We start from the raw sequence: 24,506 nt of genomic DNA on the forward strand, positions 1-24,506 counted from the left end.
GGGACTCACCCTACAGCGCCTGCCCGGCGGCCCACCCGCTAGCCCATGCCCACTGAAAATTATAGCCCCCCAGCCATCCGGTGACGTCCACCGCCTCGCCGATCGCGTAAAGGCCGGGCACCTTGCGGGCCTCCATCGTCTGCGAGGAGAGATCGGCGGTGCTGATCCCGCCCACCGTCACCTCCGCCTTGGCGAAGCCCTCGCTGCCATTGGGCCGGAAGCGCCAGTCGGCCAGCCGCGCCGCCGCCGCGCGCAGCTTGGCGTCGGGCAGGTTGGCGAGCTCGCCCCGCAGGCCGATCCTCTTCGCCAGCGCTTCGGCCAGCCGGTCCGGCAGCAGCTCGCCGATCAGGGTGTGGAAATGCGTCTTCGGCCGCGCGCGCTTGGCCGCGACCGGCCAGTCCGCCGCCTGGCCCGGCAGGAAATCCACGCCGATCTCCTCGCCTTTGCGCCAATAGGAGGAGATTTGCAGGATCGCCGGCCCTGATAAACCGCGATGCGTGAACAATGCCGCCTCGCGAAACGCCGCCTTGCCCGCCCGCGCCACCACCTCGGCGGAAACGCCGGACAGCTCGCGGAACAGCAGATCCTCGCCGCTCAGCGTCAGCGGCACGAGCGCCGGGCGCGGCTCCACCACCTTGAGCCCGAATTGCCGGGCGAGATCGTAGGCGAAGCCGGTCGCGCCCATCTTCGGGATCGACGGCCCGCCGGTCGCGATCACCAGCGCCGGCGCCGTCGCGGCCTCGTCGCCGTATCGCACCGTGTAAAGCCCGTCCGCATGGCGCACCTCCGCGATCGGGCGCCCCAGCGCGATCCGCACATTTCCCTTCGCGCATTCGGCCATCAGCAGCCCGACGATCTCCTTCGCCGAACCGTCGCAGAAGAGCTGCCCCAGCGTCTTCTCGTGCCAGGCGATCTTGTAGCGATCGACCAGCGCGATGAAGTCGGCCGGCGTGTAGCGTCCCAATGCCGACTTGGCGAAATGCGGATTGGCGGAGAGGAAGCGGTCGGGCGCGGTGTGGACATTGGTGAAGTTGCACCGCCCGCCGCCGGAGATCAGGATCTTCTTCCCCGGCCGCTCGGCATGGTCGATCACCAGCACCCGCCGCCCGCGCTGCCCCGCCACCCCCGCGCACATCAACCCGGCGCCGCCCGCGCCGAGGATGATCGCGTCATAGGTGGTGGGCGCCGTCATGCCGCGCTCATGGCAGGCCGATATGGCCGCGTCACCCTCCATCAAAAGCGCAAGATCGATCAGCATGCCCGCCTTGCCGGAGCCCCGCCGCCCTGCTTTAGTCCGGCAACACACGCGGGGAGGGGCTTTCATGCGCATTCTGAACGGGTTCGTCCTGGCGCTCGCCGCCGCGTTCGGCACGGCGGCGTCGGCCGCCACATTGAACGACCGCGACCGCGCCGCGATCGAGGCGTTGGAGCAGCGCGTCGTGCCGCTGCCCGGCCCGCGCGTTCCCGGCGACGGCCCGGCGCCGCTCGCCCGGCGCATGGCGGAGCGCAACGTGCCGGCGGTCAGCGTCGCCTATATCGAAAATGGCCGGGTCAAATGGACCCGCGCCTATGGCGAGGCGGTCGCCGGCTCGGGCCGCGTCGCCACGCCCGACACGCTCTTCCAGGCCGCCTCGATGAGCAAGGCGGTCGCCGCCGCCGGCGCGCTGCGCCTGGTCGATCGCGGTCGCCTGTCGCTCGACGAGGACGTCAACCAGCGCCTGCGCGGCTGGCGCGTGCCCGATGCGCCGGAGGCCAGCCCCGAGCGCGTCACCCTGCGCCGCCTGCTCAGCCACACCGCCGGGCTCAGCGTCGCCGGCTATCCCGGCTATGCCGCCGGCGCGGGCGCGCCGCGCATCGCCGACAGCCTTGCCGGGCGAGCGCCCGCCAACACCGCCGCGGTCCGCGCCTTCGCCGTGCCGGGCGCGCAGCTCGCTTATTCGGGCGGCGGCTACAGCGTCGCGCAGCTTCTGATCGCCGAGCAGGCGGGCGGCGATTTCGCCCGGGCCATGCGCGATGCCGTGCTGCGCCCCGCCCGGATGACCCGCTCGACCTTCGATCAGCGCCTGCCGGCCAACGCTGCCCACGGCCACAACGGCCAAGGCGTGCCGGTGCCGGGCGGCGCCAACACCTATCCCGAGTTGGCCGCCGCCGGCCTGTGGACGACGCCCGCGGACTATGGCCGCTTCCTGATCGCGCTGCAGGACTCCTGGGCCGGCCGGCGCGGCACGCTGCTCACCTGGCGGAGCGCCCGGGCGATGACGGCGCCGGTGCAGGCCCATTACGGCCTCGGCGTGATGGTCGGCAACAGCGACGGGCGCACGATCGTCACCCATGGCGGCTCGAACGAAGGCTTCCAGTGCCGCTTCGTCGCCTTCCTGGACGGCGCGCGCGAAGGGCTGGTGATCATGACCAACGGCGACAATGGCGGCGCGCTGGCCGCCGCCATCCAGCGCACCGTCGCCGACGCCTATGGCTGGGGCAACACCGCGCTCCCCCCCGTCCCCCGCGCGCCGGACGATTGAGGAGGGCGCGCGCGCAACGCCATAACGGGACACCATGCTTGCCAGCATGTGCGCGGGCCGCCTAACCCTGCGGGCGGCGCCGGCCTTGGGGCGTCCGGTCAGTCGCAGGAGTCACGATGTCGCATCCGTTCATGTCGTCCGCCCGAGCCTCTCTTGGCCTCGCCGTCCTGCTGCTCGCCGGGCTCGCGGCCTGCGGCGACGAACGGCCCTTGACCTATCGGCCCCCGCCCGAGGCGAGCGGCGTCAATCTGCGCTGCGGCGGTCTCGATATCGACGCCTTGGCGCGCGATGGCCGGCTGCAGGTCACGCCCGCCGGCGGCGATCCGGTGATGCTCGACACCCATCGTCCGGCGGCCGACGGCAGCGTCGTCCATGCCAAGGACGACATGCGGCTCGTCCGCCATCATGACGGGCGCTGGACGATGCACGACGGCGCCCGCGCGGCCGTCTCGTGCGAGGAGCGGGCGCGCTAGGCTGCGTCCTGGCGCGAAAGCTCAGGGAACCGGGAAGCTCTGCATCCCCGCGACATAGACGTCGAACGGCAGGTCGCCCTGGCGCCACGGCGATTGCCGGCCCTGGGTCGATCGGTTCACCGCGACGGCGATCCGCCGGAAGGCGGTGTCGAGCGACTGGCGGCGGCGCAGCTCCGTCGCGGCGACATTGGCGAACGGACTGCCGGCGCCGGGCGTGCCGTCCTCCGCGACATTGCCCGGCTCGGTCGAGAACAGCACCACCGCCGACAGGCCGCGCAGATTGCCGAGCTGGCTGAGGCCGCGATGCGAGGCCTGGAGCTCGGGAATCGACACGGTCGCGATGTCGCGGGTGTCGCTTTCCGGCCGGTCGATGCGCACGGTCTGCGAAGGCGCATTGCGCTGGAAGGGATTGTTGCGGCAGGCGTCGATGATCATCACCGTGCCGCGCGCCCGCTCGGTCAGCCGGGGCATCACCTGCTCCACGTCGATCAGCGCGGTGCCGTCGGCGGTCAGGAAATAGTTACGCCCCGACACCTGGATGGCGTGGCCCGCATAATAGACCAGGGCGATGTCCGCCGGCGCCAGGCGCGCAATGAAGCCGGCCAGCTCCTGCTCCCAGCGCCGTTCGTCCGGCTCCTCGACGAGCCGCACGTCGGTCAGCCCGGCCTGGCGCAGCGAGCGGGCGATGGCGCGGCCGTCGACCAGGGTGTTGGCGAGGCGCAGTTCGGTATTTTCGGCCCCGTCATAGCTGATCGCCAGCACCAGCGCCCGCACCTCGGCGCTGGCGGGCACGGAGGCGAAAGCGGCGACGAGCGCAAGCCCCAGCAGGATCCATCGCTTCGTGGCTTGCGCTCGTGCTCTCATATGCGGCTCTCCCCCGCCTGCCTCTACAAGGAGAAGGTCAGGCCGATATTCAGACCGTGATTGACCCGCGGGTCGTCGAGCGACCTGGGTCCCGATATCGGGAAATAGAAGATGCCCCGGTAGCGCAGGTCAAGTGCCACATTGTCGCTCATGCGCAGCAGCATGCCCACCGAAATGTCCGGGCCGAATGCGGTTTCCCCGCCGATCCGGCTTTCGGCCGTGGACACCTGGCCGTCCGGGGTGGTGAGGATCGTGGTGCCGCCGGACGCGGGCGAGTGGCTGAGATGCACCAGCCCGTTCACATAGGTCAGCACCGATCGGCTGACCGGCACGAAGGCCGCGGCGCCGGCGCGGATCGAATAGGTCTCGCTTTCGCTGGTGTTGATGAAGGTCTGCGCCTGGCTGCCGATACCGATGTCGATATCGCCGTCGCCGGCCGCGAGGCTGATCAGGTTCGAGATGTTCGACGAGGAGGTGGTCGTCCCCGTGAACGTGCCCCGGCCGGTCACACGCTCGTAGCGGACGCCGCCGATCAGCGCGAAGGTTTCGTTGAGCCGATGCTGGGCGGTCAGTTCGAGGTCGAGGCGCTTGTACCTGGAATTGCCGGTCGTCGCCGTCACCAGCTGGTCGGTCGCCTCGAAGCCGAACGCCTCCAGCGTCAGCGTCTGGGTGGTGATCGTGCGGATCGTTCCGGTCGCCTTGCCGTAGAGGCCGGTGAAGGTGACCTGGGTGCGTTCGCCGCCGATCGTGACCGAAGCGCCGAACAGCGGGAAGAGCACCTGGGTGGACGCGCCCGCGCCTTCGCCCGGCGTCAGCGTGAAGCCCGGCGCGGTCGGGTCCAGGATCCGGATCAGTTCGTCGAGATCGGCCAGATCGGTATCGGCCGTGGTCTCGATTCCGCCGAAACCGGACTGGCGTTGCTCGGTATTGTCGAAATAGAGCCCGAAACGCGGCGTGATGCTGATCTCCGCCGCCTGCGCGCCGACGGCGCCGAACATGGTTGCGAGCGCGAAGCCCGACATCAGCAATTGCTTTTTCACTTGGTTCTCCCCCTCTGGCGCACGATCGTGCGATCCCGTCCCGCGCCGCCGGAACAGCGCAAAGGCTTTCCGGGGCGATCCTGTCTCGTGCGCCTGCCCGCGTCCGTCATCCCACGATCAGGGTAAGCGGCGCCGGTTTCGCGCGGCGGCGGCCCCGCCAAAGAAAAAGGGCCGCCCCATCGGGACGGCCCTTCGCATGTCACGCTTGGCGCAGGCTTCAGCCCAGCAATTCCTGCTCGAGCTTCTTGGCCATTTCCTCGATATTCTCCGGCGGCCAGCCGGGGATGTCCATGCCGAGCCGCAGGCCCATGCTCGCCAGCACTTCCTTGATCTCGTTCAGGGACTTGCGGCCGAAATTCGGCGTGCGGAGCATCTCGGCCTCGGTCTTCTGGACCAGGTCGCCGATATAGATGATGTTGTCGTTCTTGAGGCAGTTGGCGCTGCGCACCGACAGCTCCAGCTCGTCCACCTTCTTGAGCAGGTAGCGGTTGAGCTGGTTGGCGTCGGCCTCGCTCTGCTCGGCGCTCGGCGCGGCGATGCCGGCCATGGTCGGCACGCTCACCATGCCCTCGTCGAAATGGACGAAGAGCTGGAGCTGGTCCTGCAGGATCCGCGCGGCATAAGCGAGCGCGTCGTCCGGGCTCACCGTGCCGTCCGTGTCGACGGTCAGCGTCAGCTTGTCATAGTCGAGCTCCTGCCCGACGCGGGTGTTCTCGACCTTGTAGCTGACCTGGCGCACCGGGCTGAACAGCGCGTCGACCGGGATCAGGCCGATCGGCGCGTCGGCCGGGCGGTTGGCGGCGGCGGCGACATAGCCCTTGCCGGTCTCGGCGACGAGCTCCATGTTCAGCGTCGCGCCCTCGTCGAGGTGGCAGATGACGAGATCGGGGTTCATCACCTCGATGTCGCCGGTCACCGCGATCTGGCCGGCGGTCACCTCGCCCGGGCCGGTGGCGGAAAGCTGGAGCCGCTTGGCGCCTTCGCCTTCCATCTTGAGCGCGATCTGCTTCACGTTGAGCACGATGTCGGTCACGTCCTCGCGGACGCCCGCGAGGCTGCTGAACTCGTGCAGCACGCCCTCGATCTTGATCGAGGTGACGGCGGCGCCCTGGAGCGAGGAGAGGAGGACGCGGCGGAGCGAGTTGCCGAGCGTCAGGCCGAAGCCGCGCTCGAGCGGCTCGGCGACGAACGCGGCCTTGCGGCGGCTGTCGCCTCCGGCCTTCTTCTCCAGCGCGTTGGGCTTCTTCATTTCCTGCCAGTTCTTTGCGTTGACGGCCATGATGTTCCCTTGGCTGTTGGGGAAGCTGGGACGGCTTCCCTGGGTATCTCGAAACTGTGCGGCGGCCCGCCGGGGCGGGCGCGCCGGAATCAGACGCGGCGGCGCTTGGAGGGGCGGACGCCGTTGTGCGGGATCGGGGTCACGTCGCGGATCGAGGTGATCGTGAAGCCGACCGCCTGGAGGGCGCGCAGCGCGCTTTCGCGGCCCGAGCCCGGACCCTTCACCTCGACCTCGAGCGTACGCACGCCATGCTCGGCGGCCTTCTTGCCGGCGTCCTCGGCGGCGACCTGGGCGGCATAGGGCGTCGACTTGCGGCTGCCCTTGAAGCCCATCATGCCGGCCGACGACCACGCGATGGCGTTGCCCTGGGCGTCGGTGATGGTGATCATCGTGTTGTTGAAGCTGGCGTTCACATGGGCGACGCCGGCGGTGATGTTCTTGCGCTCGCGACGGCGGAGGCGCTGCGGTTCACGTGCCATCTGACTTTAATTCCCTGATCCGTTCGGGGGCCGTGTTGCGTGCCCCCTGAAACCCGTTCGGGCTGAGCCTGTCGAAGCCCTGCCCTTGCTTGAAGCCGGATGCCTCCGGCGGAGAAGAAGCTGCTACTTCTTCTTCCCGGCGATCGGCTTGGCCTTGCCCTTGCGGGTGCGCGCGTTGGTGTGCGTGCGCTGGCCGCGGACCGGCAGGCCCTTGCGATGGCGAAGCCCGCGATAGCAGGCCAGATCCATCAGCCGCTTGATGTTCATCGCCGTCTCGCGCCGCAGGTCGCCCTCGACCATGTGGTCGGCGTCGATCGTCTCGCGCAGGTGCAGGACTTCCTGGTCGGTCAGGTCCTGGACGCGGCGCTCGGCGGGGATGCCCAGCTTGGCGGTGATGGCCTTGGCCTTGGTGCGGCCGATGCCGTGGATGTAGGTCAGCGCGATCTCGACGCGCTTGTTGGTCGGGATGTTGACGCCCGCGATACGTGCCATATTCTTCTATTCTCCTGCTCCACGGGCCGCATGGCGGAGCGGCCCATCTCAGCGCTTCGAAAAACCCGCAAACAGGCAAAGCCGACGCGCGCACAGGTGCGCCGCCGGAGGACCGGTTAACGGGATGGAGCGCAGATAGGTTGTGCGACAGGAGGAGTCAAGCGCTCCCGAAGCGCCTTCCATCCGATTCTGACAGCGCTGTCAGCGCCCCGTGCGCGTGCACAGCGTGTCGGCGAGAAAGACCTGCCGGTTCACCGTTTCGAGCGCTTCGCGGGCCGAGCCGTTCCAGCCGCGCTCGCGGCAGAAGCGGTCGGCGGTCTGCGCCGCGCAATTGGCGGTCGCCTGGCCGCGCTCGCAGGCCGGCACGCGACGGCCGTTGCGGACCGGCGCGGGGAAGAATTCGGCGGCCATGCCGCGCAGCGAACGCTCCTGCGCGGGCGGCTCCGGTTGCCAGCCGCCGGGCAGCGGGCGCATCGAGCCCACCCGGTCGAGGAAATTGACCTGGCGCCGCAGGTCCGCCGAGTCGCGATCTACGGTCGTGCAGCGCCCGCGATAATTGGAGAGGGTGCACAGCTCCCAGCGACCCTGGCGCACCCGGATCGAACGCACCGGCCAGGCGAGCCGGAGATCGGGCTCGGCCCGGCTGACGTTGACTGCGGGGCCGGCAAATCCGACGTCGCGATAGATGATCGCCTCGCCCCGGAATCCGGGGCTTGGTCGGCGCTCCTCGGGCTGCGCGCCGGCCGGCGCGGCGAACGAAAGAACGGTCAGGCCGACAATGATGCCAAGGGTCGGGACAGGGCGTTTCATGGCGCTCTCCATCATTGCCCCCCAAGGCCTTCATAACATGAGCCGCGCGCATTTCGAAGCGCGTGGGGATCGCCCGGATCAGCGCGCCGGGTCCGCCAGCCCCACGCTGATCGTCGCGCGCGCCGTATCGGCTTCCGAGCTGGTTACCGGATAGGCGCAATAATCGGCGGCATAATAAGCGCTCGGGCGGTGATTGCCGCTAAGGCCGATGCCGCCGAACGGCGCGGTCGAGGGCGCGCCGTTGGTCGGGTTGTTCCAGTTGACGACGCCGGCGCGGACATTCGCCCAGAACCGGTCGTAGAGATCGGGGCTCCCGCCCACCAGGCTGGCGGACAGGCCGTAGCGGGTCGCGTTCGCTTCGGCGATCGCGGCATCGAAATCGTCCACCCGGATCACCTGCAGGACGGGTCCGAACAATTCGGCATCGGGACGCTGCTCGACATCGGTGACGTCGATCAGCGCCGGGGTGAGGAAGGGCTTGTCGGCATGGGGCCGGTCGAGCCGACGGATGGCGCGGCCGCCCTTGCCGAGCAGGTCGAGAAAGGCCGCCTGCAGGCCGTCCGCCGCGTCATTGTCGATCACCGGGCCCATGAACGGCGCCGGATCGGCGTGCGGATGATCGACGATCAGCCGCTCCGTCAGCTTGACGATCGCCTCGATCAACGGCTGGTGATCGCCGTCGCGCACGATCAGCCGGCGCGCGCAGGTGCAGCGCTGTCCGGCGGAAAGGAAGGCGGATTGCACCGCGATCGTCGCGGCGGCCTGGATGTCCTTCGCGTCCCACACGACGAGCGGATTGTTGCCGCCCATCTCCAGCGCCAGCATCTTGCCCGGCGTCTCGGCGAACTGGCGGGCGAGCGCGCCGCCGGCCCGCGCCGATCCGGTGAAGAGCAGGCCGTCCAGGCCGGGATGTGTGGCCAGCGCCTTGCCGGTTTCCGGCCCGCCCTGGACGAGCCGCAATGCGCCTTCGGGCACGCCCGCCTCGTGATAGAGGGCGGCGAGATATTCGCCGACCGCCGGGGTCTTCTCGCTCGGCTTGAAGACGATCGCGTTGCCGGCCAGCAGCGCCGGAACGATATGGCCGTTCGGCAGGTGCGCGGGAAAATTGTACGGCCCCAGCACGGCGAGCATGCCATGCGGCTTGTGGCGGACCGACACACGCGCGCCCATCGCGCCTTCCAGCCGCCGCTGCGCGGTGCGCTCGGCATAGGCCGCCACCGAAATATCGACCTTCTTGATGACGATCTCGACCTCGCTGCGGGCTTCCCAGAGCGGCTTGCCGGTCTCGCGGGCGATCAGGTCGGCGAAAGACTCCAGCTTGGCGCGCGCGGCATTGGCGAAGCGGCGCAAAGTCTCGACGCGATAGGCGAAGGGCCGGGCCGCCCAGCCTGCCCAGGCGGCGCGGACGGCGGCGATCTCGGCATCGACGTCGCCGATCTCTCCCGTCCAGAGGGTCGCGCCGGTGGCGGGTTCTGTCGATGTGAGGCTGGCCATGTGCGCCCTACTTGCCGGGATGCGCGGATTTTTCAAGCATTTGCGGACGGGCGGCCCGCCGCCGCCTCAGCGCGTCGGGAGGGACGGCACGTTCTGGCCGCCGGCGGCGCGCGCGCAATCGAGCAGCCGGCGCATGGCGCGGGCGCTGTTGTCGAGCGGAACGCGGGCGAGCAGCCGGCCGTCGCGGTAGAAATTGAGGCTGGACGCCTCGGCGAAATCGGTCAGCATCGGTCCGATCGCGTCGGCGCTGAACGGCATGGTGACGACGCCTCTTTTCTCCTCGCCCGGTTCGCCTTCGTCCGGGAAGGTGGAGCCGCTGAGATCGACCCAGTCGCCGGACGCGCCGACGAACTGGACGCGGTAGCCTGCGACATTTTCCTCCCGCACCATCCAGGCCGGATCGGAGAACAGCAGCAGCAGCGGGTCGCCGTCCTTGCTCGTCCTGTAGAAGACGGTGACGATGGTGCTCGAGGCATCGGAAAAGGTGAAGCAGCCGTCGGTGCGGCGGACGACGGTCCAGCCCGGAATGCCGTTGTCGAAGGTGGAGAAGGCCGTATCGTCCTGCATCGCGGCAGCGGCCAGAGCCGCGCCGGCCATCATCTCGAACAGCATGTTCCCCCCCTCGCTTGTCGGGAGAGCATCACATTGACGCCCCCGGCTTGGCAAGATGCCTCTGGTTCAAAGCCGGTGCGCCTCGCCCATGCGCCGGAGCGCGGCGATCTTGGCATGGAAGGCCGACCAGTCGCCCGCTTCGTCGATCCGGGCCCAGATCGCCTCGACCTCGTCGATATGCATCGCGCAGGGCTCCGCATCGGACCAGTAAGCGTGGTCGGCCGCGCCCGGCAGCGGCCGTTGGCGCGCCATCAGCGCCCGCAACTCCGCGAAATCGTCATAAGCGGGCAGGGAATTGCGCGGCGCCCCGCCGCGCCAGTCGAAGAAGAAGCGGTCGATCGTGACCGCGCGGTGCCCCAGCGCCTCCTCGATGGCCGCGACCAGCTTCATGTCCTCGCCCAGTTCGCCTGGCGCGATGCCGAGCCGGGCGAAGACCGCGTCGCGCAACCCCTCCTGGAACAGGCGCGGAAACGCCTCCAGCTCCGCCGTCAGCACATCGGCTTCGGCGACGCTCCGCAAGGCGATGGCGAGCTGCACCAGATTCCAGTGGATCGCCTCGGGCTGGCGGCCGAACGCATAGAGCCCGGCATGATCGAAATAGGCCGCGGTGAAATGCGGCTCCCAGTATGGTGTCCAGCGCCACGGGCCGTAATCGAAGCTCTCGGCGGTGACGTTGATATTGTCGGAATTGAGCACGCCATGGACGAAGCCGGCGGCGATATAGCTCCCCGCCAGCCGCGCCGCGCCCCTGACGACATGGCGCAGCAGTCTTTGCGGGGCATCCTCGCCCCTTTCCTCCCCGAAGAAGTGCCCGAGGCAGTAGTCGGCGAGCTTCCCGATATTCGCCGTCTCGCCGATCGTCGCGAGGCGCTGGAAGCTGCCGATCCGGATATGCCCATGGCTGAGCCGCACCAGCACGGCACCGCGTGTGGGGGAGGGCTCGTCGTTGCGCTCCAGCGCTTCGCCCGTCTCGATCAGCGAGAAGCTCTTGCTGGTCTCGACGCCCAGCGCCTCCAGCATCTCGGTCGCCAGCAGCTCGCGCACCGCGCCCTTCAGCGTCAGCCGCCCGTCCCCGAAGCGGCTATAGGGCGTCTGCCCCGATCCCTTGGTGCCGAGATCGAGCAGCCGCCCGTTCCCGTCCCGCAGCTGCGCGAACAGGAAGCCGCGCCCGTCGCCGATGTCCGGATTGTACACGCGGAACTGATGCCCGTGATATCTGAGTGCCAGCGGCTCCGGCAGATTGTCCGGCAGCGCCTCGAACCGCCCGAAATGCGCGATCCACTCGGCGTCGCTCAACCCCGCCAGTCCCACCGAAGCCGCCCAGCGATCGTTGCGAAAGCGGAGGATCGCCTGCGGAAAGGCCGCTGCCTCGACGGGATCGTAATAATCCGCGCCGAGTGACAGGATGGCGGGATCGGGCCGGTACGCGCCGGGTTGCGGAAGCGTGGTCATCGGTGGATACGGGGCACGGTTTCAAAGGGGTGCGGCATGGCGGGTTGGTCCGATGGCTATTGGTGGTCGAACGATGGCCTTCGGCTTCACTATCGCGACTATACCGGCGATGCGAGCCGTCCGCCGATCCTGTGCATACCCGGCCTGACCCGCAACGCGCGCGATTTCGAAGGCGTCGTCGGCCGGCTCGCCGGCGACTGGCGGGTGATCTGCGTGGACCTGCGCGGGCGCGGCGAGAGCGGCTATGCCAAGGATGCGATGAGCTATGTGCCGCTCACCTATCTCCAGGATCTCGAGGCGCTGATCGCCGAGCTGAAGCTGGAGCGCTTCGTCCTGTTCGGCACATCGCTGGGCGGGATCATGTCGATGCTGCTGGCGATGGGCGGCGCGGAGCGGATCGCCGGCGTGCTGCTCAACGATATCGGCCCGGTGCTGGAGGCGCGCGGGCTGGAGCATATCCGCTCCTATGTCGGCCGGCCGCAGAACTGGCCGACCTGGATGCACGCGGCGCGCGCCATCGGCGAGGCGCAGGGCGATCGCTATCCCGGCTGGGACATCGACCAGTGGCTGGTCTATGCCAAGCGCGTCGCCAGGCTCGGGCAGAACGGCCGGATCGTGTTCGATTACGACATGCGGATCGCCGAGCCGTTCAAGGTGCCTGGCGGCGAGGTCGGCGTCGATCTGTGGCCCGCCTTCCGCGCGCTGGCCGGCCGGCCCGTCACCCTGCTGCGCGGCGAGCTCACCGATCTGCTCAGCGTCGAGACGGCCGAGCGCATGCGGGCCGAACATCCGGAGCTGGAGGTCGTCACCGTCCCCGGCGTCGGCCACGCCCCCACGCTGGACGAGCCGGAATCCGTCGCCGCGATCGACGCTTTGCTGGCACGGATATTGTCGGCGAAAGCATAGTCCCCGTCATTGCGAGCGTAGCGAAGCAATCCAGTATGGCTGGATTGCTTCGTCGCTGACGCTCCTCGCAATGACGGAAAGTGGTTCGAGCCGCTACAGCCCCAGCCGCAGCGCCAGGAATCCCGCCACGTCATTGCCGTCGTCGCGGCTGATCGAGGTCGATCCCTGCACCTGCAGGCTTACGCGCTCGCCCAGGCTGAAATTCACGCCCGCCGTGATTCGCCCGTACACGTCGTCGGACCGCTCCGGCAGCACCCAGCGGTTGACGATCTCCGGCGCGGCGGTGAGCGAATAGAGGAGGGTGCGCCCGTCCCCGTCGAACTCGCGCTCCACGGTCGCCGCCGCATAGGGCCGCACCGCGAGCCCGCTTATGTCCAGCTCGCCCCTTGCCTCCAGGCCGAGGCTGCCGACCAGGCTCTTGATCCCCTGCTCGCGCACGTCGAGGGTCAGCGCCGCGTCGCCCGTCTCGGTGAAGGCGTCCACATCGGCCTCGGCATAGTGCAGCCCGATCACCGGCCCGACCCGCCAGCCGCCCAGGCCGAACAGATAGCCCGCCCGCGCCCCGGCGGTGACGACATTGCCGCCCGGCTCGGCCGCGATCGTGTCGATCACGGCGTCGCGCGTGATGTCGTAATCGAGCCAGCCATAGCCGGCATGGGCCTGGACGAAGGCGCCGCCGCTCGCCCAGCCGCCATAGAGGCCGACCTGCCAGGCGCGCGCCTCGGCCCGGCCGGTCCCGGTGTCCATGTCGGCTTCGGAGCGCGAATAATTGACCGCTGCGCCGAAGATCGCGCCCGCGCCCGTGTCATATTCCGCGCCCAAAGTGCCGCCGAACACGTCCATCGAATAGCCCAGCCGCATCATCGCCGGCGCGCGGGTCAGCCCGGCCGTATTGCCGCTGACATAGAGATTGAGACCGCGCTGCGAAGCCGCGCCGAAGCGGCTGTCGGACAGGTCCATCCGGCCCTGCAGCGTCGATCCGAAGGCATTGGCGGCAAGCAGGCCGAGATCGGCCTGCGCCTCCAGGTGGAGCGGCGCCTCGAGCTGGCGCAGCGCATAGCGTCCGACGATCGCGAAGCCGGCCGAGGTCAGGTGCACCTGATCGACATAGAAGAGATAGCGGTCGAGCAACTCCGGATTGGTGGTGACGCAGGCGATCGGGCAGGCGCCCGCGCTGTCCAGCCCGAAGGCGGCGAGATTGGCCGCCACCTTGTCGCCGATCAGGTTGAGATCGAGATAGTTCACGATCACGCCCTGATTGGCGAGAGTGCCGAGCTGGGTGCGCATTCCGGCGTTGAAGGCGGCGGAAAAGGCGGTGCCGGGCGCCGCGGCGGGCGTGCCGGCCACTTCCGGCAGCCGGCCGACGTCGCCGGCGAGGAAGGTGATGTTGCGCGCCCCGGCATTGACCAGGGCGTTGATGCCCGCCGTCGCCTCGGCCACGCTGATCGCCGCCGCCGCCGGCGCTCCGGCCACGGTGCCGCCGGTCACGCGATAATAGCGCGCGTCGTTGCCGCCGATCGAGATGACGATCAGGTCGTCCGGCGCGAAGGTGCCGTTGGTGCGCGGGAACGCGGCCGGGCCGCCGCCGGCCAGATAGGATTGCCATTCGGCGACGAAGCCCGGAATGCCCGGCCCGTTGATATTGTCGAAGCCGCTGTTGCCCGGCCCGGTGAAGGCGCCGCCGATCGCGAAATTGTCGATCTGCACGTTGAGCGCCTGGCCCATCGTGTCGACGAAATTGGTGCCGTTGCTGAAGCGCCCGCGCGGATAGACGGCGGGCGGCGCGATGCCGAGCAGTTCGAAGAGATTGCCGTCGTCGGCATAGGAATCGCCGAAGGCGACGATCTTGCCGACGCGCTGGGCGGAGGCCGGCGCGGCCAGGCTCATGGCGGTCGCGATCGCCGCGCCGGCGCACAGCATCGCCCTGGTGAACTTGGTCATGTCAGGCCTCCCCTCAATCTGTACATTCTTGTCAGTAAGGGATGCGCCCAAAGTCTCTGGCTGGCAAGAGTCGCGCGCGGCCCGGTCGCCGAACCTCAACGGCTTGTCACTGAAAAGCCTCACCTTTCCCATTTTCGTCGCATGCCCGAAACAGATCGGCTCCGTCCTCTTGCGGGAAGCCGCGCGCTTCACCCCAATTCGCCTCCCAAGGCTGGGAGGGCGCTCAATTGTTGCGCGAAAATGTGCGGGGTTCGCCCGAATTCGGGCAGGCAAACGGCGCGGCGATGGCCGCCGATCTCGCCCGCGGGCTCACCTTCCTGCGCGCCAGCAACATGCAGGTGATGCGTCTTCAGCTCGCCATGGAGCGGGAAGACCGGCGCGGCGTCATGGCGGCGATAGACGAATTGGTCGGCCTCGACCGCGAGCTCGCCCGCTTCATCGAAACCATTCCCGATCCCGAGCTGGACGATATCGGCCGCGAGATCGATGCGCGGAGGCACGATCTGATGGAGCAGCGCGTCGTGCTGGCACGCGGCAAGCTCGGCCCCGCGCTGCGGCCGGTGCCGGATGCGGATGCCCCGGCGCCGATGCCCGCGCCGGCCCCCGCGCCGGAGCCCGAATTGCTGCTCAGCGCCGTCGCGCCCGCCGCGCATGCCGCGCCGGTCGAAGCGCCGCGCCCGCGCCGCCGCCGGTCCCGGCACTGGCCGTGGACGCTGGCCGCCCTGCTTGTCCTGGCGCTGGCCGGGGCCCTCGCCGCCTATCTGATGTTCGGCGAACAATGGGGCGTGGACGCCCGGCTCGCCGCCTTGCTGGAGAGCCTCACATGAACGCCCATGCCGGTCAGGTCCGCGAGTCCGAGGCGATGGCCCGCGCCGACGCCTTCGCCGCGTTCGAAGCGATCCCTTCGCTCGACGCCCATGGCGAGGTCGCCCGCCTGATCCTCGCCGAAGTCTCGATGCTCACCCGCAAATATCGCTGCGCCCGCCGCCACGACGTCCCCCACATCGCCGAGCTGACCGGCCTGCTCGACGTGCTCTGGCAGGAAGTCGACGAACTGGAAGCCCAGCCGGAGCGCATGCCGCATCAGGTGTAGAATCTTTTTATCGAGATGAAACACTTTCACCGTTCGCCCTGAGCTTGTCGAAGGGCTGTCCTTTCTTCGCGACGGAAGAAAAGGACAGGGCTTCGACAAGCTCAGCCCGAACGGGTCAGGGAATTCAAATCAACTGAAACCGACCACAGGTGCGGCAATCCCTCGCTCTGCAAGGGAGTGGGAAATTGGGGGGAAATTGGGGACAGTATATATTTAGCCGACGCGTCGAACCTGCCATGAGCGCCCATCTGTAGCGGTTTCCGGTTGGCGCGCAGCGCCCTTGATCCAGGCGACAGCACGGTCACGCAGTCTTCAGACAGATTTCACGCAAAGACGCGAAGACGCAAAGAGGTCGGTGAGGTGAAGCGGCCGGGGGCTATTCGCGGATGTCGGGAAGCGTTCGGCCCCTTCGCGTCTTCGCGCCTTGGCCGAAGGCCAGGTTTACCCTGAGCGCCTGCAAGTCAGTCGAAGGGCGGGAACCAAATCCGCCCTCCGCCCCCCCCGCTTCCAATGTAGGAAATCCTCTGTCACTCTCGCCCCGAATCGGGCTCCGGCGCCGGTTCGCCGGCTCCTTGAACCGTCCATCCCCACAGTCACCGCCATGACTATCCTCGCGGGAGAGGCGCCCCACCCCGACGGGGCGTCAACTTCGTCAACTTTCGCGCCCCGCAACGCCGCCGCGCGCACCTTTTCCTGGTGCGACTTTTGTGTGACCTTTGACGCCGGCCTCCCGCTGGCCCTCGGCCTTCGGCTGGGTCATAAGCGCGCATGGCCGTGCGCATCCTTCATTGTCATTCGACCTTCTCGCTGGGCGGCAAGGAGGCGCGGGCGGTGCGGCTGATGAATGCGTTCGGCGATGCGGCCGAGCACAGCATCCTCAGCGCCATGCCGGACCGGCTCGACGCCCGCGCCGCGATCGACAAGGGGATCGCGGTCGCCTTCCCGACCGACGCGCCGCCGCTCGCCGGGCGCCCGACGCCGGGGCGGCTGAAGGCGCTGGCCGCCTATATGCGCGGCTTCGATCTGGTGCTGACCTACAATTGGGGCGCGTTCGACGCGGTGATGGCGCGGCGGCTGTTTGGCGGACCTCCGATCGTCCATCACGAGGACGGCTTCAACGAGGACGAGGCGGTCAGGCTCAAGACCGCGCGCAGCCTCTATCGCCGGCTCGGTCTGCCCGCCGTCTTCCGCCTCGTCGTCCCGTCCCAGCGCCTCGCCGACATCGCCGTATGGGATTGGGTGCAGCCCGATCGCCGCGTGACGCGCATCCCGAACGGCATTCCGGTCGGGCGCTATGCGAAGCCGCCCGCGCCTGGCGCGATCCCCGGCTTCGAGCGGCGCCCGGGCGAGATCGTGATCGGCACGGTCGCGGGCCTGCGCAAGGTCAAGAATCTGCCCCGCCTGGTCCGCGCTTTCGCCGCGATAGAGCACAAGGCCGCGCGCCTCGTCATCGTCGGCGCGGGGCCGGAGAGCGAGGCGATCGCCGCCGAGGCGCGGGCGCGGGGCGTGGCGGATCGCGTCCTGATGCCTGGCTTCCTCGCCGATCCCGCCCGCTGGATCGGCCATTTCGACATCTTCGCTTTGTCGTCGGACAGCGAGCAATTCCCGATTTCGCTGGTCGAGGCGATGGCGGCGGGGCTGCCGGCGGTGACGACGCAGGTGGGCGACGTCTTGCACATCCTGTCGGACGACAATCTGCCGCTGATCGTCGATCCGCTCGACGAGCCCGCCTTCGCCGACGCGCTCGACAGCCTCGCCCAGCGCGACGATCTGAGGCGCGCGATCGGCGCCGCCAATCGCGCGCTGGCGGCGTCCCGCTATGACGATGTGGCCATGATTTCGGCCTATGCGCGGCTCTATGGAGAGGCTATCGGGCGTCCCGGCGCGTTTGCTGCTTGCGCGTGATTTTTGCCTGGCGCGCGCGATGCGCCTATAAATGGGGCACTTTCTTCCGGAGGTGGAATGTTCAAGGGTATCAGGCCGATCCTCTATGCGGGGCGCGAGGTGCTGCCGCTGGTCGAGGGCGGCAAGGGCGTTTCGGCGACCAACCATATGAGTTCGGGCGCCTGGGCCGCGGCGGGGGGCATCGGCACCGTCTCGGCGGTCAACGCGGACAGCTATGACGCCGAAGGCAAGATCATCCCGCAGATCTACCACGCCCTGACCCGCCGCGAGCGGCACGAGGAGCTGATCCAGTATGCGATCGATGGCGCGGTCCAGCAGGTGCAGCGCGCCTATGAGATCGCCAGCGGGCGCGGTGCGATCAACATCAACGTGCTGTGGGAGATGGGCGGCGCGCAGCGCGTGCTGCAGGGCGTGCTGGAGCGGACCAAGGGCCTCGTCGCGGGCGTCACCTGCGGCGCGGGCATGCCCTACAAGCTCTCCGAGATCGCCTCCTCGCACGGCGTCTCCTACCTGCCGATCGTCAGCTCCGCGCGCGCCTTCTCGGCCTTGTGGAAGCGCGCTTATTCCAAGGCGGCGGAATGGCTGGGCGCGGTGGTCTATGAGGATCCCTGGCTGGCCGGCGGCCATAACGGCCTCTCCAATGCCGAGGACCCGCTGGTCCCGCAGGACCCTTATCCCCGCGTCAAGGCGCTGCGCGAGACGATGCGCGGCGGCGGCATCGACGACAGCGTGCCGATCGTCATGGCCGGCGGCGTCTGGAACCTGAAGGAATGGGAGCATTGGATCGACAATGAGGAGCTGGGCCAGATCGCCTTCCAGTTCGGCACCCGCCCGCTGCTCACCCAGGAAAGCCCGATCCCGGAGGCGTGGAAGCAGCGGCTGATGACGCTGGAGGAGGGCGATGTCCTGCTCCACCGCTTCTCGCCCACCGGCTTCTATTCCTCCGCCGTGCGCAACCCCTTCCTGCGCAATCTGGAAGCCCGCTCGCACCGCCAGATCGCCTTCACCAAGGAGGAGATCGGCGATCACAAGTTCCAGCTCGACGTCGGCGTGCTGGGCAAGAAGAATTACTGGGTGACGAAGGGCGATCTGCTCCACGCCCGCGAATGGTATGCGCAGGGCTTCACCGAGGCGCTGAAGACGCCGGACGAGACGCTCGTCTTCGTGACGCCGGAGGACAAAAAGATCATCCGCAAGGACCAGGCGGACTGCATGGGCTGTCTTTCCCAATGCCAGTTCTCCTCCTGGGCGGACAATGAGAAGAACTCGACCGGCCGCCTCGCCGATCCGCGCAGCTTCTGCATCCAGAAGACGCTGCAGGACATCGCGCATGGCGGCCCGACCGAGGAGAATCTGATGTTCGCCGGCCACGCCGCCTTCCGCTTCAGGAAGGACCCCTTCTATTCCAACGGTTTCGTGCCGACGGTGAAGCAGCTCGTGGAGCGGATTCAGACGGGCTATTGAGATGAGGCGCATCGCGGCTCTGCTGATGGTTGTCCTGGTCGGCACATCGCTGACCGCCGTCGATGCCCAGACCCGGCGCGAGACGCCTTATTGGGCGTCGATCGCATCGGGCGAGGCGATGATGCGGCGGGGGCCGGGGCGCAGCTATCCGGGCGAATGGCTCTATGTCCGCCGCGACCTGCCGATCCGGGTGGTCGAGGTCTATCGGGACTGGCGCAAGATCGAGGACCCGGACGGGGCGACCGGCTGGATGCTGGTCAGCCTGCTTAGCGACACCCGCACCGCGATCGTGCGAGGCGATGGCCCCCGCGAACTGCGCGAACGTCCCGACGGCGCTTCGCCGGTCCGCTTCCGCGCCCAGCCGGGCGTGGTCGGCCGCATTTCGCGCTGCGGCGACGGCTGGTGCCGCTTCGACGTGCGCGGCCGGGGCGGCTTCATCCGCATCGACCAGATCTGGGGCGTGGACGCGGGCGAGAGCCTCAACTGACGGCAAGCGGGGTTGAGATTCCGCCCTGCCTTTGCCTAGTGGGGGCATGGCCAGCCTGCCGCCGCCCCCGCCGGACTTGCTCGATGGTGCCGCCCTGTTCCTCGATTTCGACGGCACTCTCGTCGATCTCGCCGATACGCCGGACGCGATTCGGGTCGCGCCGGGGCTGGCGCCGATGCTGGAGCGGCTGCGCGCGCGCCTCGGCGGCCGCCTCGCCATCGTCAGCGGCCGCTCGATCGTCGATCTGGAGCGGCATCTGCCGCTGCACGGCATCGCCTTTTCCGGCTCGCACGGCCTTGAGCTGCGTTTCGCCGACGGCACCCGCCTGCCGCTCAGCGTCCCCGCCGGGCTCGACGCGGCGCGGGAGGCCGTGACCGGTTTCGTCGATGGCCGACCCGGTTTGCTGGTCGAGGAAAAGCCGGCGGGCATCGCCTTGCACTATCGCCTCGCGCCCCAGGCGCAGGCCGAGGTCGAGACGTTCATGGCGGCTCTAGGGCACGCGCATGGCTTCACCCTGCAAGGTGGCAAGATGGTCGCCGAGTTGCGCGCCGATGGCGCCGACAAGGGCGATGCCGTCCGAGCCTTCATGATGGAACCAGGCTTCGCCGCGACCATTCCCGTCTTCGTGGGCGACGACCTGACCGACGAACATGCTTTCGAGGCGGTGGCCGCGCTGGGCGGCGCGGGGGTGCTCGTCGGCCCGGAGCGGGACACCGCCGCGCGCTATCGATTACCTTCAGTGGAGGCCGTCGCGCGATGGCTGAGCCCCGCCGCATGAGCGGGCTCGATCTCTGGCCGATCGGCAATTGCCAGGTGAGCGCGCTGGTCGACGATGCGGCCGGTTTCGTCTGGGGATGCCAGCCGCGCGTTGACGGCGATCCCCTGTTCAGTGCGCTGATGTCGCCGAAGGATGGCGCGGGGGAGCGCGGCATCTGGCGGATCGCGCTGGAGGATCAGGTCTCGGCTTCGGCGCGCTACGTCAAGAACACGCCGATCCTCGTCACCCGGCTGACCGACGCGCAGGGCGGCGCGGTCGATATCTGCGATTTCTGCCCGCGCTTCGAGCGGACCGGACGCATGTACCGCCCGGTCGCCTTCGTGCGGATCGTCCGGCCGGTGGCAGGCGCGCCGCGCCTGAAGGTGATGCTCAATCCGACCAAGGATTGGGGCGCCGGCGATGCCGAGCGGACCAGCGGCACCAATCATATCCGCTATCTGCTGAAGCCCCAGCCGCTCCGCCTCACCACCGACGCGCCGGTCATCCATCTGCTGGAAAGGCGCAGCTTCCGGATCGAGAAGACGCTGCATTTCTTCCTGGGGCCGGACGAGCCGTTCAGCGGCGAGGTGACGCAGACGCTGGAGACGATGCTGCACCAGACCGCCGATCACTGGCGCGATTGGGTGCGCGGGCTTGCCATCCCGCTGGAATGGCAGCGCGTCGTGATCCGCGCCGCGATCGCGCTGAAGCTGTGCCAGCACGAGGAGACCGGCGCGATCGTCGCCGCGCTCACCACCTCGATCCCCGAGGCGCCCAATTCCGGACGCAACTGGGACTATCGCTATTGCTGGATCCGCGATGCCTATTACACCGTGCAGGCGCTGAACCGGCTCGGCGCGCTCGATGTGCTGGAAGGCTATCTCGGCTATCTCAGGAACATCGTCGACGAGGCCAAGGACGGGCATATCCAGCCGCTCTACGCGGTGTCGGGCGAGCCGAAGCTGGAGGAATGGGAAGCCGCGGCACTGGCCGGCTATCGGGACATGGGGCCGGTCCGGGTCGGCAATGCGGCCTATACCCAGATCCAGCACGACGCCTACGGCCAGATCGTCCTGTCCAACACCCAGGCCTTCTTCGACGAGCGGCTGCTGCGCAAGGCGACGGCGGACGATTTCGCCGCGCTGGAGAAGGTCGGCGAGCGGGCCTGGCAGACGCACGACCAGCCCGATGCGGGCCTATGGGAGCTGCGCACCCGTACGGCCGTCCACACCTACAGCTCGGTGATGAGTTGGGCGGCGTGCGACCGGCTCGCCAATATCGCCGCCGAAATCGGCCAGGCGGACCGCGAGGCGGTGTGGCGCGAGCGCGCCGACGCAGTGCGGTCCGCGATCGAAGCGCAGGCCTGGCATGAGGGAGAGGGCCGTTTCGCCGCGACCTTCGGCGGCGACGAGCTCGACGCCAGCTTGCTCCAGCTGCTCGACATGCGCTTCCTGGAGGCCGACGATCCGCGCTTCCGCGCCACGTTCGACGCGGTGGAGAAGGGGCTGCGGCGCGGCGCCCATATGCTACGCTATGCCGCCGAGGACGATTTCGGGCTTCCCGAGACGGCGTTCAACTTCTGCACCTTCTGGCTGATCGAGGCGCTGCAGCTCACCGGGCGGGGCGAAGAGGCGCGGCAGCTTTACGAGGGGATGCTGGAGCGGCTGACCCCGGCCGGGCTGCTTTCGGAGGACAGCGATTTCGATACGGGCGAGCTGTGGGGGAACTATCCGCAAACCTATTCGCTGGTGGGGCTTATCAATTGCGCCGGGCTGCTGTCCCGGCCGTGGAGCTTCGTCCGTTGAGCCGCCTGATCGTCATCTCCAACCGGGTGAGTGCGCCCAAGCCGCGCAGCGCCGACGGCGCGCAGGGCGGGCTGGCGGTCGCGCTGACCGCCGCACTGCGCGAATATCGCGGCCTGTGGTTCGGCTGGTCGGGGGAGACGGCGGAGGAATTCACCGGCCAGATCAACATACAGCGTTACGACGGGGTGACGACGGCGACGGTCGATCTCGAGGCGCAGGATGTCGAGGAATATTATAACGGCTATGCCAACCGGACGCTGTGGCCGCTCTTCCACTATCGCATCGACCTCGCCGAATATGACCGCAGCTTCGGCACCGGCTATGAGCGGGTCAACGAGCGCTTCTCCGAGACGGTCGCGCCGCTGATCGAGCCGGACGACCTGGTCTGGGTCCACGACTATCACCTGATCCCGCTCGGCCAGCAGCTTCGCCAGCGAGGGTTGAAGAACCGGATCGGCTTCTTCCTCCACATTCCCTGGCCGCCGCACCGGCTGATGGTCTCGCTGCCCTTCCATCAGCGGCTGGTGCGGTCGATGCTCGCCTACGACCTGATCGGCTTCCAGACCGTCGAATGGCTGGAGAGCTTCCATCACTACATCACCCGCGAGTTGGGCGGGACGGTGGACGCGGACGGGACGGTCCGTCTGGAGGGCCGCACCGTCCAGACCGCCGCCTTCCCGATCGGCATCGACGACGAGGAGTTCGAGGCGGCGGCCGCGAGCCATCAGGCGCACGAGGCGCAGGAGACGCTCCATCGCAGCGTCGAGGGCAAGAAACTGATCATCGGCGTCGACCGGCTCGATTACTCGAAGGGGCTGGCCGAGCGGTTCCACGGCTACCGCCGCTTCCTGGAGGAGCATGAGGACTGGCGCGGGCGCGTGTCCTTCCTCCAGATCGCCCCGCCGTCGCGCGGCGAGGTCCATACCTACGAGCATATCCGCGAGGAACTCGACGAGCTCTCCGGGCGCATCAACGGCGAATTCGCCGACGTGGACTGGGTGCCCATCCGCTATGTCAACCGGGGCTATCCGCGCGCGGCGCTGGCCGGCTTCTACCGGGCGTCTCAGGTCGGGCTGGTGACGCCGCTCAGGGACGGCATGAACCTGGTCGCCAAGGAATATGTGGCGGCGCAGGATCCGGCCGACCCGGGTGTGCTGATCCTATCCCGCTTCGCCGGCGCGGCGCATCAGATGGGCGAGGCGTTGCTGATCAATCCCTATAGCAAGGACGAGATTTCCGATGCGATCCGCCAGGCGCTCGATATGCCGAAGGCGGAGCGCGTCCGACGTTGGGAGACGCTGATCGATCCAGTCCGGCGCGAAGACGTGCTTGCCTGGCGCCACACCTTCGTTGCCGCGCTGGCGGGCGGCGCGCCGCCCGTGTCTGAAACCGAAATCGAGACGGCGACCGGGCCGGAAAGCCCCGTCGCCGCCTGAACCTTCACATCAGCGGCAGCGCACCTGGCTCTGCTGCTGTTCGACCGAGCGGCCGATCAGCGCGCCGAGCACGCCGCCGACGATCGTGCCGCCCGCGCGGTTGCGCCCGCCGTCGATCGCGCGGCCGAGCAATGCTCCCGCGCCGGCGCCGATGACCAGGCCGGTCGTGCCGTCGCTGCGCTCGCAATAATAGCGCCCGTCCGAACCGCGATACACGCGGTCGTTCGAAGTCAGCACGCGCTCCTGGTAGCGCGGGTCGTCGCGATAATAACGCGAGGCATCATAATCGCTGACATAGGGATCGTCGTAGCGGTCGTTGTAGCGGTAGCGATCGCGCCGCGTCGCATCCTCGAAGCGCGCCCGCTCGCGCTCGTAGAGGCGCTGCTCGCTGTCGAAGCGCCGCTGTGCCTGATCCCAACGCTGCTGTTCTGCGCGGGTCTGGGCCTGGGCCGGAGCTACGGCGAGCAGTCCTGCCGCCGCGGCCGCCATGGCGATCATGCTGGTTTTCATATCCCTGTCTCCTTACGCGGACGTTACGATTTCTGACATGATCGAGACGCCAAAGGAAGCGCCGCGCCGTCCGCCCGGCTTAGCGCGCGACCGGCTGAACGGTTCCAGAACGATCGGGACGGCGTCGCGGAAGTTGACGAACCTGACGCCCCGTCGGGGCGCAGCGCTCCTCCCCAGGCGAAGCCGGCGTCCCGAAACGTCCGTCGCCGCGGCAAGGAATACGGGCCGGGCGCGGGAGACGAATGTTCGCGGGCCTTGGTCGGCCGGCGATGAAAAAACATGGCGATATGGTTCATCATAATAACGAGTATGTACCATATCGGATTGCTGTAGGAAAGCCCGGAGCCGAAACGGCGCAAGGGCGTTGACGCGTGCAACCTGGAGGAATGTCATGCGACCGATATTTGCCCTGCCGCTCGCCGTGCTGGCCGCAGCCGGCTGCAGCGTCGAAAACGATCCGGGGAACGACACGACGACGATCCGCTACGATTCCCGGCCGATCGGGAATGCGGTCGGCGAGGTCGGCAATGCCGTCGGCCAATCCGTCTCCGACATCGGCAACGCCACCGAACGCGCCGAACGGGTGATCGACAATGCCCGCGATATGGAGGTCAATATCGACCTGCGGCGCGGCGAAAGCGAGGCGCAGCGCAACGGGAATTAGGGTCGGCTCCTCCGCTGAGCA

At 68.5% G+C, this 24,506-nt stretch carries 24 protein-coding genes; 12 read left to right on the plus strand and 12 right to left on the minus strand.

Annotated features, from left to right (window positions below; genetic code table 11):
- Positions 1-10 precede the first annotated feature (10 nt).
- On the minus strand, positions 11-1,192 hold the full coding sequence (locus KF780_05840) for an NAD(P)/FAD-dependent oxidoreductase (GenBank protein MBX3561318.1): 1,182 nt from the start codon (positions 1,190-1,192) through the stop codon (positions 11-13).
- Between the two features lie 130 nt (positions 1,193-1,322).
- Here KF780_05840 and KF780_05845 point away from each other — a divergent pair, with 130 nt between their 5' ends.
- Both KF780_05845 and KF780_05850 read left to right on the plus strand, forming a co-directional pair.
- The gene (locus KF780_05845; protein ID MBX3561319.1) at positions 1,323-2,522 is read left to right on the plus strand and encodes a beta-lactamase family protein; all 1,200 of its coding nucleotides are present in this window, start codon (positions 1,323-1,325) and stop codon (positions 2,520-2,522) included.
- Positions 2,523-2,638: 116 nt separating this feature from the next.
- A complete protein-coding gene (locus KF780_05850; protein MBX3561320.1) occupies positions 2,639-2,995 on the plus strand; it encodes a hypothetical protein in 357 nt (118 codons plus the stop codon).
- 21 nt (positions 2,996-3,016) lie between these two features.
- Here KF780_05850 and KF780_05855 read toward each other — a convergent pair whose 3' ends face one another.
- From KF780_05855 to KF780_05895, 9 genes are all read right to left on the minus strand, one after another.
- Positions 3,017-3,787, minus strand: coding sequence for a caspase family protein (locus tag KF780_05855; protein ID MBX3561321.1), 771 nt, complete (start codon positions 3,785-3,787; stop codon positions 3,017-3,019).
- A gap of 95 nt (positions 3,788-3,882) precedes the next feature.
- Positions 3,883-4,899, minus strand: coding sequence for a hypothetical protein (locus tag KF780_05860; GenBank protein MBX3561322.1), 1,017 nt, complete (start codon positions 4,897-4,899; stop codon positions 3,883-3,885).
- 217 nt (positions 4,900-5,116) lie between these two features.
- Complete coding sequence (locus KF780_05865) at positions 5,117-6,178, minus strand: DNA-directed RNA polymerase subunit alpha (protein MBX3561323.1); 1,062 nt, start codon at positions 6,176-6,178, stop codon at positions 5,117-5,119.
- 89 nt (positions 6,179-6,267) lie between these two features.
- Entirely contained in the window at positions 6,268-6,657 is a 390-nt protein-coding gene (gene rpsK, locus KF780_05870) for a 30S ribosomal protein S11 (protein MBX3561324.1), read from the minus strand.
- A 123-nt stretch (positions 6,658-6,780) separates the two neighbouring features.
- Positions 6,781-7,149 (minus strand): 30S ribosomal protein S13, encoded by a 369-nt coding sequence (gene rpsM / locus KF780_05875; GenBank protein MBX3561325.1) that lies wholly within the window; start codon positions 7,147-7,149, stop codon positions 6,781-6,783.
- Positions 7,150-7,350: 201 nt separating this feature from the next.
- Entirely contained in the window at positions 7,351-7,959 is a 609-nt protein-coding gene (locus tag KF780_05880; GenBank protein MBX3561326.1) for a hypothetical protein, read from the minus strand.
- Between the two features lie 78 nt (positions 7,960-8,037).
- Positions 8,038-9,453, minus strand: coding sequence for a succinylglutamate-semialdehyde dehydrogenase (gene astD, locus KF780_05885; protein ID MBX3561327.1), 1,416 nt, complete (start codon positions 9,451-9,453; stop codon positions 8,038-8,040).
- 66 nt (positions 9,454-9,519) lie between these two features.
- Entirely contained in the window at positions 9,520-10,065 is a 546-nt protein-coding gene (locus KF780_05890) for a hypothetical protein (protein ID MBX3561328.1), read from the minus strand.
- A 66-nt stretch (positions 10,066-10,131) separates the two neighbouring features.
- Positions 10,132-11,517 carry a YdiU family protein gene (locus KF780_05895; protein MBX3561329.1) on the minus strand — a complete coding sequence of 462 codons (1,386 nt, stop codon included), beginning with the start codon at positions 11,515-11,517 and terminating at the stop codon, positions 10,132-10,134.
- Positions 11,518-11,553: 36 nt separating this feature from the next.
- On the opposite strand from KF780_05895, the gene KF780_05900 reads away from it, so the two are divergent.
- Positions 11,554-12,423, plus strand: coding sequence for an alpha/beta hydrolase (locus KF780_05900; GenBank protein MBX3561330.1), 870 nt, complete (start codon positions 11,554-11,556; stop codon positions 12,421-12,423).
- A 93-nt stretch (positions 12,424-12,516) separates the two neighbouring features.
- On the opposite strand, the gene KF780_05905 is transcribed toward KF780_05900, so the two are convergent.
- Positions 12,517-14,364, minus strand: coding sequence for an autotransporter domain-containing protein (locus KF780_05905; protein MBX3561331.1), 1,848 nt, complete (start codon positions 14,362-14,364; stop codon positions 12,517-12,519).
- A 230-nt stretch (positions 14,365-14,594) separates the two neighbouring features.
- Here KF780_05905 and KF780_05910 point away from each other — a divergent pair, with 230 nt between their 5' ends.
- From KF780_05910 to otsA, 8 genes are all read left to right on the plus strand, one after another.
- Positions 14,595-15,191: a hypothetical protein gene (locus KF780_05910; protein MBX3561332.1), complete on the plus strand. Its 597-nt coding sequence runs from the start codon at positions 14,595-14,597 to the stop codon at positions 15,189-15,191.
- Positions 15,188-15,457: a hypothetical protein gene (locus KF780_05915; GenBank protein MBX3561333.1), complete on the plus strand. Its 270-nt coding sequence runs from the start codon at positions 15,188-15,190 to the stop codon at positions 15,455-15,457. Before KF780_05910 ends, KF780_05915 begins: the two co-directional genes overlap by 4 nt.
- Before the next feature lie 768 nt (positions 15,458-16,225).
- The gene (locus tag KF780_05920; GenBank protein MBX3561334.1) at positions 16,226-17,362 is read left to right on the plus strand and encodes a glycosyltransferase family 4 protein; all 1,137 of its coding nucleotides are present in this window, start codon (positions 16,226-16,228) and stop codon (positions 17,360-17,362) included.
- A 57-nt stretch (positions 17,363-17,419) separates the two neighbouring features.
- Positions 17,420-18,826 carry a nitronate monooxygenase gene (locus KF780_05925; protein MBX3561335.1) on the plus strand — a complete coding sequence of 469 codons (1,407 nt, stop codon included), beginning with the start codon at positions 17,420-17,422 and terminating at the stop codon, positions 18,824-18,826.
- 1 nt (position 18,827) lies between these two features.
- Positions 18,828-19,313, plus strand: coding sequence for a hypothetical protein (locus KF780_05930; GenBank protein ID MBX3561336.1), 486 nt, complete (start codon positions 18,828-18,830; stop codon positions 19,311-19,313).
- 46 nt (positions 19,314-19,359) lie between these two features.
- The gene (gene otsB / locus KF780_05935; protein MBX3561337.1) at positions 19,360-20,091 is read left to right on the plus strand and encodes a trehalose-phosphatase; all 732 of its coding nucleotides are present in this window, start codon (positions 19,360-19,362) and stop codon (positions 20,089-20,091) included.
- Positions 20,088-21,875: a glycoside hydrolase family 15 protein gene (locus KF780_05940; GenBank protein ID MBX3561338.1), complete on the plus strand. Its 1,788-nt coding sequence runs from the start codon at positions 20,088-20,090 to the stop codon at positions 21,873-21,875. The genes otsB and KF780_05940 overlap by 4 nt, the downstream gene beginning before the upstream one ends.
- Positions 21,872-23,311 (plus strand): alpha,alpha-trehalose-phosphate synthase (UDP-forming), encoded by a 1,440-nt coding sequence (gene otsA, locus KF780_05945; protein MBX3561339.1) that lies wholly within the window; start codon positions 21,872-21,874, stop codon positions 23,309-23,311. The genes KF780_05940 and otsA overlap by 4 nt, the downstream gene beginning before the upstream one ends.
- A 9-nt stretch (positions 23,312-23,320) precedes the next feature.
- On the opposite strand, the gene KF780_05950 is transcribed toward otsA, so the two are convergent.
- Positions 23,321-23,821, minus strand: a complete 501-nt coding sequence (locus tag KF780_05950; protein ID MBX3561340.1) for a glycine zipper 2TM domain-containing protein — start codon at positions 23,819-23,821, stop codon at positions 23,321-23,323.
- A 391-nt stretch (positions 23,822-24,212) separates the two neighbouring features.
- Here KF780_05950 and KF780_05955 point away from each other — a divergent pair, with 391 nt between their 5' ends.
- Positions 24,213-24,485, plus strand: a complete 273-nt coding sequence (locus KF780_05955; protein ID MBX3561341.1) for a hypothetical protein — start codon at positions 24,213-24,215, stop codon at positions 24,483-24,485.
- The last annotated feature ends 21 nt before the right edge of the window (positions 24,486-24,506 follow it).

Source organism: Sphingomonas sp. (genome assembly GCA_019635535.1).
Classification (GTDB): Bacteria; Pseudomonadota; Alphaproteobacteria; order Sphingomonadales; family Sphingomonadaceae; genus Allosphingosinicella.